Consider the following 17152-nt stretch of genomic DNA (forward strand, 5'->3'; position numbering starts at 1 on the left):
CGCCCCACCCTGGCCTACGCGACCCGCAATGAACGCTGCAACCCACCAAGACTTCCCCGTGTCCTCCGGCGTACGCCCCGCGGACCGTCTGGGTTTCACCCTGTTCGTTGCGGCCATCCTGCACGTGGCCGTGCTGCTGGGGGTGGGCTTCACCATGCCCAGCCCCAGCCAGTTGAGCAAAACCCTGGAAATCACCCTGGCCAGCTTCAAGAGCGACAAGGCGCCAGAGAAAGCCGACTACCTCGCCCAGATGAACCAGCAGGGCAGCGGCACCCTGGAGCACAAGGCAGTCCCCAAGACCACCGAGCAGGCGCCGTTCCAGGACACCGAGGTCAAGAAAGTCTCGCCGCCGGCCACCCCGCGCCAGGCCAAGAGCCCGGAAGCACCCAAGGCCGCCGTCGCCACCCGCACCCCGCGCCCGGACAAGGTGCAGACCAAACAGCAGACGCCCAAGGCCGAGACCGTCGCCAAGCCGGCGCCGCAGTTCGACTCCAGCCAGCTCTCGGCGGAAATCTCCAGCCTCGAGGCCGACCTCGCCCGCGAGCAGCAGGCCTACGCCAAGCGCCCGCGTATCCACCGCCTGAGCGCCGCCTCGACCATGCGCGACAAGGGCGCCTGGTACAAAGAGGAATGGCGCAAGAAGATCGAGCGCATCGGCAACCTCAACTACCCGGACGAAGCCCGCCGTCAGCGTATCTACGGCAGCCTGCGGCTGCTGGTGTCGATCAACCGCGACGGCTCCCTGTATGAAGTGCAGGTGCTCGAATCCTCCGGCCAGCCGCTGCTCGACCAGGCCGCCCAGCGCATCGTGCGCCTGGCCGCGCCCTTCGCGCCGTTCTCCGGCGACCTGAACGACATCGACCGCCTGGAAATCATCCGCACCTGGCGCTTCGAGCGCGGCGATCGCCTGTCGAGCAACTGATCCGGCGCACCTGCCAACCTCTGCTGGCGCTTTCAAGTCTTGTCCCTTTGGCCCCCAGGCCTGAAACTAGCCGGCATGAAAAGCACAGCCGCCAGCTACCTCAAGCACCATTTCCTGATCGCCATGCCACACATGGCGGACTCCAACTTTGCCCAGACCGTCACCTACCTCGTGGAACACAACGAGCAGGGTGCCATGGGCCTGATCATCAATCGCCCCAGCGGCCTGAGCCTCGCCGACGTGCTCGAACAACTGCGCCCGGACGAACTGCCGCCGGTGCGCTGCCAGGGCATGACCATCTACAACGGCGGGCCGGTACAGACCGACCGCGGCTTCGTCCTGCACCCCGCCGGGCGCAGCTACCAGGCCACCCTGGAGCTGGGCGAGCTGTCGCTGTCCACCTCCCAGGACGTGCTGTTCGCCATCGCTGACGGCAGCGGCCCGGCGCAACACCTGATCACCCTCGGCTACGCGGGCTGGGAAGCCGGCCAACTGGAAGCCGAACTGGCCGACAACGCCTGGCTGACCTGCCCGGCAGACCCGGCGGTGCTCTTCGAGGTGCCGGCCGAACAGCGCCTGTCGGCGGCCGCCGAGCGCCTGGGGGTCAACCTCAGCCTGCTCACCGCCCAGGCCGGGCACGCCTGATGAGCAGCAAGCCATTACGCCTGCTGCTGGGCTTCGACTACGGCACCAAGCAGATCGGCGTCGCCGTCGGCCAGGCCATTACCGGCCAGGCCCGCGAGCTGTGCGTACTCAAGGCGCAGAACGGCGTGCCGGACTGGAACCGCGTGGAAGCCCTGATCAAGGAGTGGCAGCCCGACGCCATCGTCGTCGGCCTGCCGCTGAACATGGACGGCACCCCCAGCGAGATGAGCGAGCGCGCCGAGAAGTTCGCCCGCCGCCTCAACGGCCGCTACAACCTGCCGGTGCACACCCACGACGAACGCCTGACCACCTACGCCGCCAAGGGCGAGCGCCTGGCCCAGGGCCAGCGCGACGGCTACCGCGAGCGCCCGGTGGACGCCCTGGCCGCCGCCCTGCTGCTGGAGGGCTGGCTGGCGGAGAACGCCCCCGCCTGACCTGCGGCCGCCTTGAGCTGCCGCAGGGCCCCTTGACCTGAAGCAGCGCCAAGGCAACGAAAGCCACTAAGCTTGCCGGACCACTCCTTCCCGGAACGGTCCGCCCCGATGGCCGCCCGTGCCGGGTGGCCTCGCCAACCGAACCGGAGACGTCATGACCCTGCCAAGCCCCGCCGAACTCATCCCCCGCATGGCCACCGACCTGCGCAACTACCTGGCGCAGCGCGGCATCGACTCGCCGCGCTTCGTCGGCATCCACACCGGCGGCATCTGGGTCGCCCAGGAACTGCTCAAGGCACTGGGCAGCGACGAGATCCTCGGCATCCTCGACGTCTCCTTCTACCGTGACGACTTCACCCGCAGCGGCCTGCACCCGCAGGTCCGTCCGTCGGAACTGCCCTTCGAGATCGACGGCCAGCACCTGATCCTGGTGGACGACGTGCTGATGAGCGGCCGGACCATCCGCGCCGCGCTGAATGAGCTGTTCGACTACGGTCGCCCGGCCAGCGTAACCCTGGTCAGCCTGGTCGACCTGAACAAGCGCGAGCTGCCGATTCGCCCGGATGTCGTCGGCGAAACCCTGTCATTGGCACCCAACGAGCGGGTAAAATTGCGCGGTCCCGCACCACTTGTCCTCGAGCGCACGCTTCTCAGCCCCGCGCTGTAACCCCGCGCGCCCGGACATCCACCCCCAACTTTCAGGGCCTGCCACATGCCGACCGACGCCAAGCGCCCGCTGCAGCTCAACGACCTGGGCCAGCTGCGCCACTTCCTCTCGCTCGACGGGTTGTCCCGCGAACTGCTGACTGAAATCCTCGACACCGCCGACTCCTTCCTCGAAGTCGGCGCCCGTGCGGTGAAGAAAGTCCCGTTGCTGCGCGGCAAGACCGTGTGCAACGTGTTCTTCGAAAACTCCACGCGCACCCGCACCACCTTCGAGCTGGCCGCCCAGCGCCTGTCCGCGGACGTCATCTCGCTGAACGTGTCGACCTCTTCGACCAGCAAGGGCGAGACGCTCACCGACACCCTGCGCAACCTCGAGGCGATGGCCGCCGACATGTTCGTCGTGCGCCACAGCGACTCGGGCGCCGCGCACTTCATCGCCGAGCACGTCAGCCCCAACGTCGCCGTGATCAATGGCGGCGACGGCCGCCACGGCCACCCGACCCAGGGCATGCTCGACATGCTCACCATCCGCCGCCACAAGGGCAGCTTCGAGAACCTCTCGGTAGCCATCGTCGGCGACATCCTGCACTCGCGGGTGGCACGCTCCGACATGCTCGCGCTGAAGACCCTCGGCTGCCCGGATATCCGCGTCGTCGCCCCGCGCACCCTGCTGCCGGTGGGCCTGGAAGAACAGTACGGGGTGAAGGTGTTCACCGACGCCAACGAAGGCCTCAAGGACGTCGACGTGGTGATCATGCTGCGCCTGCAGCGCGAGCGCATGGCCGGTGGCCTGCTGCCCAGCGAAGGCGAGTTCTTCAAGCTCTACGGCCTGACCCAGAAGCGCCTGCAACTGGCCAAGCCGGACGCCATCGTCATGCACCCCGGCCCGATCAACCGAGGTGTGGAGATCGATTCCGCCGTGGCTGACGGCGACCAGTCGGTGATCCTCAACCAGGTCACCTACGGCATCGCCATCCGCATGGCCGTGCTGTCCATGGCCATGAGCGGCCAGAACGCCCAACGCCAGCTGGAACAGGAGGACGCGCAATGACCGTCAGTATTCGTGGCGCCCACCTGATCGACCCGGCCAGCGGCCTGGACAAGGTCTGCGACCTGCACATCGAGGCCGGCCGTATCGTCGCCATCGGCGACGCCCCGGAAGGCTTCCACGCCGCCCAGGAAATCGACGCCGCCGGCCTCATCGCCGCGCCCGGCCTGGTCGACCTGAGCGTCGCCCTGCGCGAGCCGGGCTACAGCCGCAAGGGCAGCATCGAGAGCGAAACCCGCGCCGCTGCCGCCGGTGGCGTCACCAGCCTGTGCTTCCCGCCGCAGACCAAACCGGTGCTGGACACCTCGGCGGTCGCCGAGCTGATCCTCGACCGCGCCCGCGAGGCCGGCAACGCCAAGGTCTTCCCCATCGGCGCGCTGACCAAGGGCCTGGGCGGCGAGCAGCTGTCCGAGCTGGTCGCCCTGCGCGATGCCGGCTGCGTGGCCTTCACCAACGGCCTGGCACCGATGGCGAGCAATCGCGTGCTGCTGCGCTCGCTGGAATACGCGGCGACCTTCGACCTCACCGTGATCTTCACCTCGCAGGATGCCGAACTGGCAGGCGACGGCATTGCCCACGAAGGCCCGACCGCCAGCTTCCGCGGCCTCGCCGGCATCCCGGAAACCGCCGAGACCGTAGCCCTGGCGCGCAACCTGCTGCTGGTCGAGCAATCCGGTGTGCGTGCGCACTTCAGCCAGCTGACCAGCGCCCGTGGCGTCGAATTGATCGCCCAGGCGCAGGCCCGCGGCCTGCCGGTGACCGCCGACGTCGCGCTGTACCAGCTGATCCTCACCGACGAGGCGCTGGCGGACTTCTCCAGCCTGTACCACGTGCAGCCGCCGCTGCGTTCGCACAAGGACCGCGAGGCCCTGCGCGAAGCAGTGAAGAGCGGCGTGATCCAGGCCATCGCCAGCCACCACCAGCCCCATGAGCAGGACGCGAAGAACGCCCCGTTCGCCGCGACCGACCCAGGCATCAGCAGCGTCGAACTACTCCTGCCGCTGGCCATGACGCTGGTGCAGGATGGCCTGCTCGACCTGCCGACCCTGTTGGCGCGCCTGTCCAGCGGCCCGGCCGCCGCCCTGCGCCTGCCAGCTGGCAAGCTGGCGATCGGCGCGGCCGCCGACGTAGTGCTGTTCGAAGCAGACGGCCAGACCCTGGCGGGCGAGACCTGGCACTCCCGTGGCCAGAACTGCCCGTTCCTCGGCCACTGCCTGCCGGGCGTGGTGCGCTGCACCCTGGTGGACGGGCATATCGTCCACGCGGTCTGACGCCGCACCGCTCCATGAAAAAGCCCGCCGATTGGCGGGCTTTTTCATGGAGTTGGCTCGGACGCAGGATGGGTGGAGCGCAGTGATACCCATGCTGCCGGTGCCGCGAATGATGGGTATCGCTGCGCTCCACGCCATCCTACGAAGGAGCAGGCGTGCGCGGCTTCGCTCCTACAAAAAGCGATCCGGCGCAGGGCACCAGATCATCGCCAAAGCCTTGGCCCCACCGCTCCAAGAAAAAGTTCGCCAATTGACGGGCTTTTTCATGGAGTTGGCTCGAACGTAGGATGGGTGGAGCGCAGCGATACCCATGCTGCCGGTGCCGCGAATGATGGGTATCGCTTCGCTCCACGCCATCCAAAGAAGGAGCAGGCGTGCGCGCCTGCGCACCCTTGTAGGAGCGAGTTTGTGACCCACAGGGATGTGGGAAATGCCGTTACCCGTAGGGAATGGATTCGGCCTCGCGAACATTCCGGGCACTGAGGCTGGGCGGTTCGCGAGCAAGCTCGCTCCTACAAAAAGTAGTCCGGCGCAGGGCATCAGATCATTGCCAAGGCCTTGGCCAGGTCGGCGCGCAGGTCTTCCACGTCTTCCACACCCACCGATAGCCGGATCAGCGAATCACCGATCCCCAGCGCCGCGCGGCTCTCCGGTGGGATGCTGGCGTGGGTCATGATCGCCGGGTGCTCGATCAGGCTTTCCACGCCACCCAGGCTTTCCGCCAGGGCGAACAGCTGGACGTTCTCCAGGAAGCGCCGCGAACCGGCCAGGTCGGTATCCAGGTCCAGCGAGATCATTCCGCCGAAACCCTTCATCTGCCGGCGCGCCAGCTCATGCTGCGGGTGCGAGGCCAGTCCGGGGTAGTAGACGCGCTTCACCTGCGGCTGCTGTTCCAGCCACTTCGCCAGGTCGAGGGCATTGGCGCAGTGCCGCTCCATGCGCAGCGCCAGGGTCTTCACGCCGCGCAGGGTGAGGAAGGCATCGAACGGCCCGGCGATGGCACCGACGGAGTTCTGCAGGAAGCCCACGCGCTCGGCGAGGTCGGGGTTGTCGCCGACGATGGCGATCCCGCCGATCACGTCCGAATGGCCATTGAGGTACTTGGTGGTGGAGTGCACCACGATGTCGAAGCCCAGCTCCAGAGGCCGCTGGATCCAAGGGCTGGCGAAGGTGTTGTCGGCCACGCAGAGGATGCCGCGTTCGCGGCAGGTGCGAGCAATGGCGGCCAGGTCGGTCAGGCGCAGCAGCGGGTTGCTCGGGGTTTCCACCCAGACCATGCGCGTCTTGTCGGTGAGTGCCGCCTCCAGCGCGCCGGGCTGGGACAGGTCGGCGAAGTGGAAATCGTGCCCGGCGCTGCGCCGCCGTACCCGCTCGAACAGGCGGAAAGTGCCGCCATACAGGTCATTGCCGGAGACGATGTGCGAGCCGGCATCGAGCAGTTCCAGCACCGCCGAAATCGCCGCCAGACCCGAGGCGAAGGCGAACGCCTTGCTGCCACCTTCCAGGTCCGCCACGCAGCGCTCCAGCGCCCAGCGCGTGGGGTTGTGCGAGCGTCCGTAGTCCAGGCCCTTGTGCACGCCGGGGCTGTCCTGGCGGTAGGTGGAGTTGGCGTAGATCGGCGGCATGATCGCCCCGGTGGACGGGTCCGGCTCCTGCCCGGCGTGGATCACGCGGGTGGCGAAACCGAGGCGGTCGTCGTGCTGGCTCATGCGAGGGTCCTCCGTAGATGGTTGAGCAGGTCGAATCGGGTGATCAGGCCGTGGAAGCCCGAGGCGTCGGCGATAATCGCCACCAGCCCGCGCGCCAGCACGGCTTCGAGTTCCTTGAGGCTGGCGCCGGGCGCCAGGGTTTCCGGGGCGGTGCTCATGGCGCTGGCGACATCGCTGCGGAAATGCGCCGGGTCGTCATGTACGCCCAGCAGGATGTCGGACTCGTCGATGACGCCGACCAGGCGCTGGCCGTCGAGCACCGGGAGCTGGGAAATGTCCGCCAGGCGCATGCGCTGGAAGGCGGTGAGCAGGGTGTCGCCGGGGCCGACGCTGACTACCCTGCCCTCCTCGAAGCGCCGCGCAACGATGTCGCGCAGGTCGCCGTAGCGCTTGCGCTGCAGCAGGCCCTGGTCGGTCATCCACTGGTCGTTGTAGATCTTCGACAGGTAACGCGTGCCGGTGTCGCAGACCAGGCTGACCACGCGCTTTGGCTCCTTCTGTTCGCGGCAGAAGCGCAGCGCGGCGGCCAGCAACGTGCCGGTGGACGAACCAGCGGCGATGCCCTCGTTGCGCAGCAGCTCGCGGGCCGTACTGAAGCTTTCCTCGTCGCTGATGGAGTAGGCGTGGCGCACGCTGGAGAGGTCGGCAATCGACGGCACGAAGTCTTCGCCGATGCCTTCGACCGCCCAGGCACCCGGCGTACCGATGGCGCCCGAGCGCGAGTACTCGGCCATGATCGAGCCCACCGGGTCGGCCAGGACCATTTCCAGGTCCGGCTGGACCTTCTGGAAGAACCGGGTCAGGCCGGTCAGGGTGCCGGCGGAGCCGACGCCGACCACCACCGCGTCGAGGTCATGACCGGTCTGCGCCCAGATTTCCGGGCCGGTGCCGGTCTCGTGGGCCAGCGGGTTGGCGGGATTGTTGAACTGGTCGGCGAAGAAGGCATCGGGCAGGTCCTTCGCCAGCCGCTCAGCAACGTCCTGGTAGTACTCGGGGTGCCCCTTGCCGACGTCGGAGCGGGTGATGTGCACCTCGGCGCCCATGGCGCGCAGGTGCAGGACCTTCTCGGTGGACATCTTGTCCGGCACTACCAGCACGACTCGGTAACCCTTGGCGCGGCCGACCAGCGCCAGGCCCAGGCCGGTGTTGCCGGCGGTGGCTTCGACGATCACGCCGCCGGGCTTGAGCCGGCCGTCGCGCTCGGCGGCCTCGATCATGGCGACGCCGATGCGGTCCTTGATGGAGCCGCCGGGATTCTGCGATTCGAGCTTGAGGAACAGGGTGCAGGGTCCGGTATCGAAGCGCGTCACGCGGACCATGGGGGTATTGCCGATCAGGTCGAGTACGGCAGGGCGGGATTCGTTGCTCATGGCAGCCACTCCTTCTGCGGCGCCATGGGGATCGCCCGGCGGCGCCTGCTACTGTCCTCCTGACCTTAGGCGCGAGGCACAGCTCGCGCCAGGCGGCGCGACGAAAGAGAGCGGGTGGGACTTGGGTAGGAGCGGACTTCGTCCGCGATGTGCAACCGGCCAGCGCGGAGCCGCCGGAAATCGATCGCAGGCGCAGCCCGCTCCTGCGGAAGCAAGCAATACGCAGGGCGTGGGCCTGTAGGAGCGAGCTTGCTCGCGAACTGCCGCAGCACCGGAACTGCCGAGTAGCACGTTCGCGAGCAAGCTCGCTCCTACAAAAGAAGGATCAGATGCGCTGCGGCCCGTTGCGCTCGGAAATCTGGCTGTTCAGCGTCCAGAAGTCGTACAGCACACCGATGAAGAACAGCCCGCCGGTGAACAGGTAGAGGATGCCGGTGAGCCACTTGCCCATGTACATGCGGTGCACGCCGAACACCCCGAGGAAGGTCAGCAGGATCCAGGCGACGTTGTAATCCACGCCGCCGGAACGGTAGCGCTGGTCTGCCGCGTCATCCATGGAAGGGATGAGGAACAGGTCGATGATCCAGCCGATGAAGAACAGGCCGAGGGTGAAGAACCAGATGGTGCCGGTGATCGGCCGACCGTAGTAGAAGCGGTGCGAGCCGGTGAAACCGAAGATCCACAGCAGATAGCCGATGACCTTGCTGTGGGTGTCAGGGTTGGCGGACATGCCTTTCTCCCGTTGCTTTACGTGACCCTCAGCATAAACGAAAAGCCCGCGCGGGGCGGGCTTCTCGGGTGACGTCCGGTTGCGGCCGGGGATCAGCGGAAACGCCGGCTGGGGTCGTCGTCGCTCATCTCCAGGGTCAGCCCCTGGGTCATGGTGGTGAGGTGGTCGGCGTCGGTTTCCGAGCCCAGCTTGATCATCAGGCGCAGGTCGTTCGCCGAGTCGGCGTAGGCCAGCGCATCTTCGTAGGTGATCTCGCCCTGGGTATAGAGCTGGTACAGCGCCTGGTCGAAGGTCTGCATGCCCTGCTCGGTGGAGCGCTTCATCAGCGGCTTGAGCTCGTGCACCTCGCCCTTGCGGATCAGGTCGGCGGCCAGCGGGGTGTTCAGCAGCACCTCGATCACCGCGCGGCGGCCCTTGCCGTCCGGCGTCGGTACCAGTTGCTGGGCGACGATGGCCTTGAGGTTAAGCGACAGGTCCATCCACACCTGGCCATGCCGGTCAGCCGGGAAGAAGTGGATGATCCGCTCCAGCGCCTGGTTGGCGTTGTTGGCGTGCAGGGTCGCCAGGCACAGGTGGCCGGTTTCGGCGAAGGCCACGGCGTGGTCCATGGTCTCGCGCGAGCGCACCTCGCCGATCATGATCACGTCCGGCGCCTGGCGCAGGGTGTTCTTCAGGGCCACCTCGAAGGTATCGGTATCCAGGCCCACTTCGCGCTGGGTGACGATGCAGCCCTGGTGCTGGTGGATGTACTCGATGGGGTCTTCGATGGAGATGATGTGACCGGTGGAGTTCTTGTTGCGGTAGCCGATCATCGCCGCCAGCGAAGTGGACTTGCCGGTACCGGTGGCGCCGACGAAGATCACCAGGCCGCGCTTGGTCATCGCCAGCTTCTTGAGGATTTCCGGCAGCTTCAGGTCATCGATGGTCGGGATGTTGGTCTCGATGCGGCGCAGCACCATGCCCACCAGGTTGCGCTGGTAGAAGGCGCTGACACGGAAACGGCCGACACCACGGGCGCTGATGGCGAAGTTGCACTCGTGGTTCTCGGCAAAGTCGCGGCGCTGCTGTTCGTTCATCACCGAGAGCACGGTCTCGCGGGTCTGCTCCGGCGACAGCGCGGTCTTGGTGACCGGCAGCACCTTGCCATTGACCTTCATTGACGGTGGCACGCCCGCCGTGATGAACAGGTCGGAGGCACCCTTTTCCACCATGAGGCGCAACAGCTTCTCGAATTCCATGATCTTTCTCGCCGGGTTCACGCTGACTACGACGGGGCTGTCGGATCACGAAGCGAGTGCGTGTGGCGCGCTCCGTGCGCCGGGCCGGGAACGGCCCGGTGGGATTAGAAGTTTTCCGGGATCTTGGCTTTTTCTTTCGCCGCGTCGCGCGTCACCAGGCCCTTGGCGACCAGGCCCTTGAGACACATGTCGAGGGTCTGCATGCCGATCGCGCCGCCAGTCTGGATCGCCGAGTACATCTGCGCGACCTTGTCCTCGCGGATCAGGTTACGGATCGCCGGGGTGCCGATCATGATCTCGTGGGCCGCGACACGGCCGCCGCCGATCTTTTTCAGCAGGGTCTGGGAAATCACCGCCTGCAGGGACTCGGAGAGCATGGAGCGGACCATGGACTTCTCCTCGGCGGGGAACACGTCGACGATACGGTCGATGGTCTTGGCCGCGGAGGTGGTGTGCAGGGTGCCGAACACCAGGTGGCCGGTTTCCGCCGCGGTCAGCGCCAGGCGGATGGTCTCCAGGTCACGCATCTCGCCCACCAGGATGATGTCCGGGTCTTCACGCAGGGCCGAGCGCAGGGCCTCGTTGAAGCCCAGGGTGTCGCGGTGCACCTCGCGCTGGTTGACCAGGCACTTCTTCGATTCGTGGACGAATTCGATCGGATCCTCGACGGTGAGGATGTGGCTGTATTTGGTGTTGTTCAGGTAGTCGAGCATCGCCGCCAGCGAGGTGGACTTGCCCGAACCGGTCGGACCGGTCACCAGCACCAGGCCTCGCGGTACGTCGGAGACGCGCTTGAACACTTCGCCCATCCCCAGGTCTTCCATGGTCAGCACCTTGGAGGGAATGGTCCGGAACACGGCGCCGGCGCCGCGGTTCTGGTTGAAGGCGTTGACCCGGAAGCGGGCAACGCCCGGCACTTCGAAGGAGAAGTCGGTTTCCAGGAACTCTTCGTAATCCTTGCGCTGCTTGTCGTTCATGATGTCGTAGATCAGCGCGTGAACCTGCTTGTGCTCGAGCGGCGGCAGGTTGATGCGGCGGACATCGCCGTCGACGCGGATCATCGGCGGCAGGCCGGCCGAGAGGTGCAGGTCCGAAGCGCCCTGCTTGGCGCTGAAGGCGAGCAGCTCGGTAATATCCATGGGACTCCCCAATCAAGAGCAAGCAGGTAGAATGCCGCAGAACACGCAGCAGCCGGGCGGAAAAGCGACGGTAATGTCCACGATAGCAGAGAATATTGCAAAGGTTCGCGTACGAATCCGTGAGGCGGAACAAGCGAAAAATCGCACGCCTGGCTCGGTGCAGTTGCTTGCCGTGAGCAAGACCAAACCCGCCGCCGCCATCCGCGAAGCGTATGCCGAAGGCCTGGCCGATTTTGGCGAGAACTACCTGCAGGAAGCGCTGCTCAAGCAGACCGAGCTGGCCGACCTGCCGCTGACCTGGCATTTCATCGGCCCCATCCAGTCGAACAAGACCCGCCCCATCGCCGAGCACTTCGACTGGGTGCACTCGGTGGACCGCCTGAAAGTCGCCCAGCGCCTCTCCGAGCAGCGCCCGGCGAACCTGCCGCCGCTGAACGTGCTGCTGCAGGTGAATGTCAGCGGCGAGGACAGCAAGTCCGGCTGCTCTCCCGAAGAGCTGCCCGCCCTCGCCCAGGCGGTTGCGCAACTGCCCCACTTGAAACTGCGCGGCCTGATGGCCATCCCCGAGCCGACCGAAGACATCGCCGTGCAGCACGCCGCTTTCGCCCGCCTGCGCGAACTGATGCAAGCCCTGAACCTCGGCCTGGACACCCTGTCCATGGGCATGAGCCATGACCTTGAAGCCGCCATCGGCGAAGGCGCCACCTGGGTGCGGATCGGTACCGCCCTGTTCGGTGCCCGCGACTACGGCGCCTCGCACTGACGCACTGAATAAAGGAAGAGACTCCATGAGCAGCACCCGCATTGCCTTCATCGGCGCCGGCAACATGGCCGCCAGTCTCATCGGTGGCCTGCGCGCCAAGGGCGTCGCCGCGAGCGACATCCGCGCCAGCGACCCGGGCGCCGAGCAGCGCGCGAAGATCGCCGCCGAACACGGCATCGAAGTGCTCGGCGACAATGCCAGCGCCGTGGCCGGTGCCGACGTGGTGGTCCTGGCAGTCAAGCCGCAGGTCATGAAGGACGTCTGCCTGGCGCTGGCGCCGGCGCTGACGGAAAACGCGCTGATCGTCTCCATCGCCGCCGGCATCCCCTGCGCCAGCCTCGAGCGCTGGTTGGGCGAGGCCAACGGCCAGCCGCGCGCCATCGTCCGCTGCATGCCCAATACCCCGGCGCTGGTCGGCCTGGGCGCCAGCGGCCTGTACCCCAACGCCAGCGTCAGCGCCGCCCAGCGCGAGCAGGCGCAGCAATTGCTGAGCGCCGTGGGCATCGCCCTGTGGCTCGACGAGGAGCGCCAGATCGACGCGGTGACCGCCGTCTCCGGCAGCGGCCCGGCCTACTTCTTCCTGCTGATGGAAGCCATGACTGCCGCCGGCGAAAAACTCGGCCTGTCCCGCGAAGTCGCCGGCCAGCTGGCCCGCCAGACCGCCCTGGGTGCCGCGCAGATGGCCACCACCAGCGATGTCGACCCGGCCGAGCTGCGCCGCCGCGTCACCTCGCCCAAAGGCACCACCGAAGCGGCCATCAACACCTTCCAGGCCAACGGCTTCGAGGCCCTGGTGGAGAAGGCCGTCGGCGCCGCCGACCATCGCTCTGCCGAGCTGGCCGAACAACTGGGCCGCTGATTGCGATGACGCATGCCGCCCGGCGACCAGGGAGGGTCGCACTGCCACTCACTGCCTGCTTCCTGCTGGCCAGCGCCGCCGTCCAGGCGGCGCAATGCCCGGTACCCGCGAGCCTCGACCAGTCGGCGCTGGACGCCCGTCAGGCGATGCAACAGGCCATGGCCAGCGGCTTCGACAACGATGCCGACAACACCGTCGCGCCCGCGCTCAGCCAGGCCATCGAGCACTACAAGCAGACCCTGGCCACGGCCTTCGACGCACACCTCGCCTGCGCCCAGGGCACTCTGGACGCCGCCACTCTGCAGGCCGACCTGCGCCAACGCCTGTTGCCTGCCGCACAGCCGAGCAGCGATGGTTCGCCGTCCGACCAGGACGAGATTATCGTCACCCTGAGCGACAAGCCGACCCCGCTGCTGCTGGTCAGCGGCGGCTTCGCCATTCCCTGCGGCACCGACAACGTGCTGCGTGGTTACCGCCGCGAAGGCGAGGCCTGGGTACGCGCGCTGGACTGGCAGAGCGGCCCCTACAAAGACATCTCCGGCGCCTACGGCGACCTGTTCATGAGCACCCGGCTAGCCAGCGGCGATCTCGCGCTGATGCACGGCACACCGTGGTGCACCTCACGCTGGAGCCACCTGGCGGTGGAAGTGATCCGCCCCGCCACGGGAAGCCAGGCCCAGCGCACCTTGCTGCATACCGAGCACGATTACGTCCGCGATGAACAGGAAGTGCAGCTCAAGGCTCGCCCCGATGGTTTCGAATGGCGCGCCGAGGTCGGCAGCCTGGACGGCGACCTGCTGACCCGCCCGGGCATCTTCCGCTACCGCCAGAGCGATGAAAGCTTCCAGCGCATCCAGCCCGCTGCGTCCAATGGCCGCGGCTTTGTCGATGAGTGGCTGCGAGTGGACGCCGACCTCGCCCGCGCCTGGGCCGAACCGGCCAGCGCAGATGCCACGCTGGCGGCACGCGAAGAGCTGCTCGGCCTGAACAAGCGCACCGGCGTCACCCTCGCCTACACCGCCGTGCGCGGCTGCAGGCAAGACCCCGCGCGCTTCCAGGTCGACATCGAACTGGACAGCCCGCAACCGCTGGCCGAAGGCAACCAGCGCCATGTCGGCATTCGCCAGGAATCCAACGGTTTCACCCTGCTGGGCCTGAGCAAAAGCGCCGACCCGACCTGCAATGGTCCCGACCTGATGGCCAAGCGGGGTTGAATTTGCACGCAACGAAACACACTTACACGCGACCGGCGACGATGAATTCCCTACAGTATGGCGTTACAGCGCCGTCGTTGACCGACCGCCCGATTCGCCCGGCCCTGCGCGCCGGTGCCCAACGTTCACCAAGGACCGCCCAATGACCGGACTTTCCACAGCCGCCATCTATGTGATCCAGACTCTTGGCAGCCTGTACCTGCTGATCGTGCTGCTGCGCTTCATCCTGCAACTGGTCCGCGCCGACTTCTACAACCCGCTCAGCCAGTTCATCGTGCGCGCCACCAAGCCGCTGCTGAACCCGCTGCGCCGGATCATCCCCGGCTTCGGCGGCATCGACTTCGCCTCGCTGGTGCTGGCCATCCTGGTCCAGCTGGTGCTCATGGTCGTCACCCTGACCCTGATGGGCTACGGCGTCGGCGGCTACATCCTGCAACTGCTGGTGTGGTCGATCATCGCGGTGACCTCGCTGTTCCTGAAGATATTCTTCTTCGCCCTGATCATCAGCGTGATCCTCTCCTGGGTCGCCCCGGGCAGCTACAACCCCGGTGCCCAGCTGGTAAACCAGATCTGCGAGCCGTTCCTGGCGCCCTTCCGCAAGCTGCTGCCGAATCTGGGCGGGCTGGATATCTCGCCGATCTTCGCGTTCATCGCGCTGAAACTGATCGACATGCTGGTGATTGGCAACCTGGCCGCCATGACCGGGATGCCGCAGATTCTCTCTCCGTTCATGTAACCAGGCATGCCGTTCTACCACTGGGACGGCGAGGACCTGATCCTCGACTGCCACCTGCAGCCCAAGGCAAGCCGCGACGAGTTCGCCGGGCTGCACGGTGAGCGCCTGAAGATCCGCCTCACCGCGCCACCGGTCGAAGGCAAGGCCAACGCCCACCTGCTGGCGTTCCTCGGCAAGGCCTTTGGGGTGGCGAAGAGCGCGGTGAAGCTGGAAAGTGGCGAGCTGAATCGTCAGAAGCGCGTGCGCATTCCCCGTCCGACGAAACTTCCGGCAGAACTCGGGATAGCCGCTCGGTAACCTTGGCCGACCTTACGTGTAGGAATGTGCTGTAGGCCAATTGCTATTCCTACACTCCGACGCATAATCCACGCCATCCATTCCCCGCGCAGGACGCGCCAGCCCAAGGAACGCCCGGATGAGCATGGAACGTCTCAGTCAGCAGATCGATGCCTATGTCACCTGGAAGCGCGAGCTGGTCCGCGAGATCACCCGCTATCGCAGTTGGCTGGAGCGCGCCCGGCTGAATACCCCGGAAATCGAGAATCGCCTCGAACGCACCCTGCGCCTGCTGCGCGTCGACCACATCACCCTGGCCTTCGTTGGCGAGTATTCGCGCGGCAAGACCGAGCTGATCAACAGCCTGTTCTTCTCCGGATTCGGCCGCCGCATGCTGCCGTCCCAGGCCGGGCGCACCACCATGTGCCCGACCGAGCTGTTCTTCGACCCGCGCTCGGAACGCCCCTACGTGCGTCTGCTGCCGATCGAGACCCGCGTCGCCGACGCCAGCGTGGCCCAGTTCAAGCGCATCCCGCGGCATTGGGTGAACATCCCGCTGGATACTTCCGACCCGGCAAACATGGCCGAGGCCTTCGCCCAGGTCGCCAAGACCAAGCCGCTGCCGGTGGAACAGGCGATCCAGCTGGGCTTCCACCCGGACATGCTCGAAGCCACCGACAAGCCCGGCATCGTGCTGGTACCGGCGTGGCGCCACGCGCTGGTCAACTTCGACCATCCGCTGCTGCGCCAGGGCCTGCGCATCCTCGACACGCCCGGCCTGAACGCCCTGGGCAGCGAGCCGGAGCTGACCCTGTCGATGCTGCCCAGTGCCCAGTCGATCCTCTTCCTGCTGGCCGCCGATACCGGCGTCACCGCCTCCGACATGGCCATCTGGCAGGACCACGTGCGCCAACTCGGCGAGGACGGCCACACCAGCCTCTACGCGGTACTGAACAAGATCGACGTGCTCTGGGACGACCTGGCCGGCGAAGCCTTCGTGCAGAACGCCATCCGCCACATCCAGGACACCACCGCCCGCCAGTTGGGCATTGCCCGTGAGGATGTGCTGCCGCTGTCGGCCAAGCAGGCGCTGCTGGCCAAGGTCCGCGGTGACCGCGAGTTGCTCGCCCGCAGCCAGATGGAATCCCTCGAAGCGCTGCTCTGCGAACGCATCGTCGCGCAGAAGGAACGCCTGCTGGAGGATGCGGTGGTCGGCCAGGTGCTGGCGCTGGTCAACAACAGCCAGCACAGCCTGCGCGTGCGTCTGGACAAGGTGAAGGAGCAGCAGGTACTGCTCAACGACCAGCAGCAGGACAGCGGTCAGTTGCTGTTCGAGCTGACCGCGCGGACCAAGGACGACCACAACCTGCACCACAAGCGCCTGCTCAGCCTGAAGACCAACCAGCGCCTGCTGCGCCACCAGGGCGAGCAATTGCGCGAGGCGGTGCGCGCCGAGCGCCTGGAACAGCACCTGAAGAAGGTCCACGACAAACTGCGCGGCAGCTGGACCACGGTCGGCATCCACCAGGCGATCCTGCAGTTCTTCCGCACCGTGGAAGGCGACCTGGTCGCCCTCGGCCATGAAGCCGAAACCGCCAACCGCATGGTCGCGGCCATCTACCTGCGGCACAACGAGGAAAACCCGCTCAACGCCCTGGATGCCCCGCAGTTCCGCGTCCAGCGCTACCTGCGCGACCTGGCCAAGCTGCAGGAGAAGGCCGATCGCTTCCGCCTGCACCTGAAGACCCTGCTCACCGAACAGCGCCTGCTGACCCGGCGCTTCTTTGCCACCGTCGCCCAGGAAGTCATCGGCCTGCACCAGCGCCTGCGCGAAGAGGCCGAGCAATGGGCCGCCGACGCCCTGATGCCGCTCATGCAGTACAGCCTTGAGCACAAGCAGATGCTGGAAACCCACATGCTGCGCCTCAAGGCCCTGGCCCAGGAAACCCAGCAGGCACGGCAACGCTCGCTGCTGCTGGGGCGCTATACCGAAGAGCTGGAACAGCAGCTAGCCGAGGCCACCGACATCCTCCGCCAGCTGCGCCGCCCGGCCCCGCTGCAACGCCAGGCCAAGGTCGTTACCCTGCCCACTTCCCAGCGCGCCTGAAACCCGCGCCACGCCCGCGCTGCCC

Annotated in this window: 17 protein-coding genes; 12 read left to right on the forward strand and 5 right to left on the reverse strand. The window is 66.8% G+C overall.

All coding sequences use genetic code 11. The features are described 5' to 3' along the window. Positions 1–28 precede the first annotated feature (28 nt). The 6 genes from N5C91_RS26150 (at position 29) to N5C91_RS26175 (ending at position 4986) form a co-directional block, all read left to right on the forward strand. Positions 29–922 carry an energy transducer TonB gene (locus N5C91_RS26150; protein WP_236172734.1) on the forward strand — a complete coding sequence of 298 codons (894 nt, stop codon included), beginning with the start codon at positions 29–31 and terminating at the stop codon, positions 920–922. A 75-nt stretch (positions 923–997) separates the two neighbouring features. Continuing rightward, entirely contained in the window at positions 998–1567 is a 570-nt protein-coding gene (locus N5C91_RS26155; protein ID WP_236172735.1) for a YqgE/AlgH family protein, read from the forward strand. Beyond that, positions 1564–2001, forward strand: a complete 438-nt coding sequence (ruvX, locus tag N5C91_RS26160; protein WP_236172795.1) for a Holliday junction resolvase RuvX — start codon at positions 1564–1566, stop codon at positions 1999–2001. Before N5C91_RS26155 ends, ruvX begins: the two co-directional genes overlap by 4 nt. Before the next feature lie 154 nt (positions 2002–2155). Next, positions 2156–2668 (forward strand): bifunctional pyr operon transcriptional regulator/uracil phosphoribosyltransferase PyrR, encoded by a 513-nt coding sequence (gene pyrR, locus N5C91_RS26165; RefSeq protein WP_024766241.1) that lies wholly within the window; start codon positions 2156–2158, stop codon positions 2666–2668. Between the two features lie 45 nt (positions 2669–2713). Continuing rightward, positions 2714–3718 (forward strand): aspartate carbamoyltransferase catalytic subunit, encoded by a 1005-nt coding sequence (locus N5C91_RS26170; RefSeq protein WP_236201292.1) that lies wholly within the window; start codon positions 2714–2716, stop codon positions 3716–3718. Then, the gene (locus N5C91_RS26175) at positions 3715–4986 is read left to right on the forward strand and encodes a dihydroorotase (RefSeq protein ID WP_236201291.1); all 1272 of its coding nucleotides are present in this window, start codon (positions 3715–3717) and stop codon (positions 4984–4986) included. The genes N5C91_RS26170 and N5C91_RS26175 overlap by 4 nt, the downstream gene beginning before the upstream one ends. A gap of 539 nt (positions 4987–5525) precedes the next feature. Here N5C91_RS26175 and N5C91_RS26180 read toward each other — a convergent pair. The 5 genes from N5C91_RS26180 to pilT form a co-directional block, all read right to left on the reverse strand. Further along, positions 5526–6695, reverse strand: coding sequence for a PLP-dependent aspartate aminotransferase family protein (locus N5C91_RS26180; RefSeq protein WP_279833024.1), 1170 nt, complete (start codon positions 6693–6695; stop codon positions 5526–5528). Then, a complete protein-coding gene (locus N5C91_RS26185) occupies positions 6692–8065 on the reverse strand; it encodes a cystathionine beta-synthase (protein ID WP_279833025.1) in 1374 nt (457 codons plus the stop codon). The genes N5C91_RS26180 and N5C91_RS26185 overlap by 4 nt, the downstream gene beginning before the upstream one ends. Positions 8066–8390: 325 nt before the next feature. Then, a complete protein-coding gene (locus tag N5C91_RS26190; protein WP_017520120.1) occupies positions 8391–8795 on the reverse strand; it encodes a TM2 domain-containing protein in 405 nt (134 codons plus the stop codon). A gap of 92 nt (positions 8796–8887) precedes the next feature. Further along, the gene (gene pilU / locus N5C91_RS26195; protein ID WP_236172740.1) at positions 8888–10033 is read right to left on the reverse strand and encodes a type IV pilus ATPase PilU; all 1146 of its coding nucleotides are present in this window, start codon (positions 10031–10033) and stop codon (positions 8888–8890) included. A gap of 104 nt (positions 10034–10137) precedes the next feature. Continuing rightward, positions 10138–11172 carry a type IV pilus twitching motility protein PilT gene (pilT, locus tag N5C91_RS26200; RefSeq protein WP_017520118.1) on the reverse strand — a complete coding sequence of 345 codons (1035 nt, stop codon included), beginning with the start codon at positions 11170–11172 and terminating at the stop codon, positions 10138–10140. Positions 11173–11245: 73 nt separating this feature from the next. On the opposite strand from pilT, the gene N5C91_RS26205 reads away from it, so the two are divergent. The 6 genes from N5C91_RS26205 to N5C91_RS26230 all read left to right on the forward strand — a co-directional run bounded on the left by N5C91_RS26205 (position 11246) and on the right by N5C91_RS26230 (position 17127). Then, the gene (locus N5C91_RS26205) at positions 11246–11935 is read left to right on the forward strand and encodes a YggS family pyridoxal phosphate-dependent enzyme (RefSeq protein WP_236172741.1); all 690 of its coding nucleotides are present in this window, start codon (positions 11246–11248) and stop codon (positions 11933–11935) included. Between the two features lie 25 nt (positions 11936–11960). Then, complete coding sequence (proC, locus tag N5C91_RS26210; protein ID WP_236172742.1) at positions 11961–12794, forward strand: pyrroline-5-carboxylate reductase; 834 nt, start codon at positions 11961–11963, stop codon at positions 12792–12794. Between the two features lie 5 nt (positions 12795–12799). Beyond that, on the forward strand, positions 12800–14008 hold the full coding sequence (locus N5C91_RS26215; RefSeq protein WP_279833033.1) for a hypothetical protein: 1209 nt from the start codon (positions 12800–12802) through the stop codon (positions 14006–14008). Positions 14009–14150: 142 nt separating this feature from the next. Continuing rightward, positions 14151–14744, forward strand: a complete 594-nt coding sequence (locus tag N5C91_RS26220; protein WP_236172744.1) for a YggT family protein — start codon at positions 14151–14153, stop codon at positions 14742–14744. A gap of 6 nt (positions 14745–14750) precedes the next feature. Continuing rightward, a complete protein-coding gene (locus N5C91_RS26225) occupies positions 14751–15041 on the forward strand; it encodes a DUF167 domain-containing protein (protein ID WP_236172745.1) in 291 nt (96 codons plus the stop codon). Between the two features lie 118 nt (positions 15042–15159). Further along, positions 15160–17127 (forward strand): dynamin-like GTPase family protein, encoded by a 1968-nt coding sequence (locus N5C91_RS26230; protein ID WP_279833037.1) that lies wholly within the window; start codon positions 15160–15162, stop codon positions 17125–17127. Positions 17128–17152 lie beyond the last annotated feature (25 nt).

Origin of the sequence: Pseudomonas sp. GD03903 (assembly GCF_029840045.1) — a bacterium.
GTDB classification, from domain to species: Bacteria; Pseudomonadota; Gammaproteobacteria; order Pseudomonadales; family Pseudomonadaceae; genus Pseudomonas; species Pseudomonas pseudonitroreducens.

Coding starts and splice junctions, on each gene's coding strand:
- N5C91_RS26150 (WP_236172734.1), top strand. CDS start 29: ATGAACGCTGCAACCCACCAAGACTTCCCCGTGTCCTCCGGCGTACGC.
- N5C91_RS26155 (WP_236172735.1), top strand. CDS start 998: ATGAAAAGCACAGCCGCCAGCTACCTCAAGCACCATTTCCTGATCGCC.
- pyrR (WP_024766241.1), top strand. CDS start 2,156: ATGACCCTGCCAAGCCCCGCCGAACTCATCCCCCGCATGGCCACCGAC.
- N5C91_RS26170 (WP_236201292.1), top strand. CDS start 2,714: ATGCCGACCGACGCCAAGCGCCCGCTGCAGCTCAACGACCTGGGCCAG.
- N5C91_RS26175 (WP_236201291.1), top strand. CDS start 3,715: ATGACCGTCAGTATTCGTGGCGCCCACCTGATCGACCCGGCCAGCGGC.
- N5C91_RS26180 (WP_279833024.1), bottom strand. CDS start 6,695: ATGAGCCAGCACGACGACCGCCTCGGTTTCGCCACCCGCGTGATCCAC.
- N5C91_RS26185 (WP_279833025.1), bottom strand. CDS start 8,065: ATGAGCAACGAATCCCGCCCTGCCGTACTCGACCTGATCGGCAATACC.
- N5C91_RS26190 (WP_017520120.1), bottom strand. CDS start 8,795: ATGTCCGCCAACCCTGACACCCACAGCAAGGTCATCGGCTATCTGCTG.
- pilU (WP_236172740.1), bottom strand. CDS start 10,033: ATGGAATTCGAGAAGCTGTTGCGCCTCATGGTGGAAAAGGGTGCCTCC.
- pilT (WP_017520118.1), bottom strand. CDS start 11,172: ATGGATATTACCGAGCTGCTCGCCTTCAGCGCCAAGCAGGGCGCTTCG.
- N5C91_RS26205 (WP_236172741.1), top strand. CDS start 11,246: ATGTCCACGATAGCAGAGAATATTGCAAAGGTTCGCGTACGAATCCGT.
- proC (WP_236172742.1), top strand. CDS start 11,961: ATGAGCAGCACCCGCATTGCCTTCATCGGCGCCGGCAACATGGCCGCC.
- N5C91_RS26215 (WP_279833033.1), top strand. CDS start 12,800: ATGACGCATGCCGCCCGGCGACCAGGGAGGGTCGCACTGCCACTCACT.
- N5C91_RS26220 (WP_236172744.1), top strand. CDS start 14,151: ATGACCGGACTTTCCACAGCCGCCATCTATGTGATCCAGACTCTTGGC.
- N5C91_RS26225 (WP_236172745.1), top strand. CDS start 14,751: ATGCCGTTCTACCACTGGGACGGCGAGGACCTGATCCTCGACTGCCAC.
- N5C91_RS26230 (WP_279833037.1), top strand. CDS start 15,160: ATGAGCATGGAACGTCTCAGTCAGCAGATCGATGCCTATGTCACCTGG.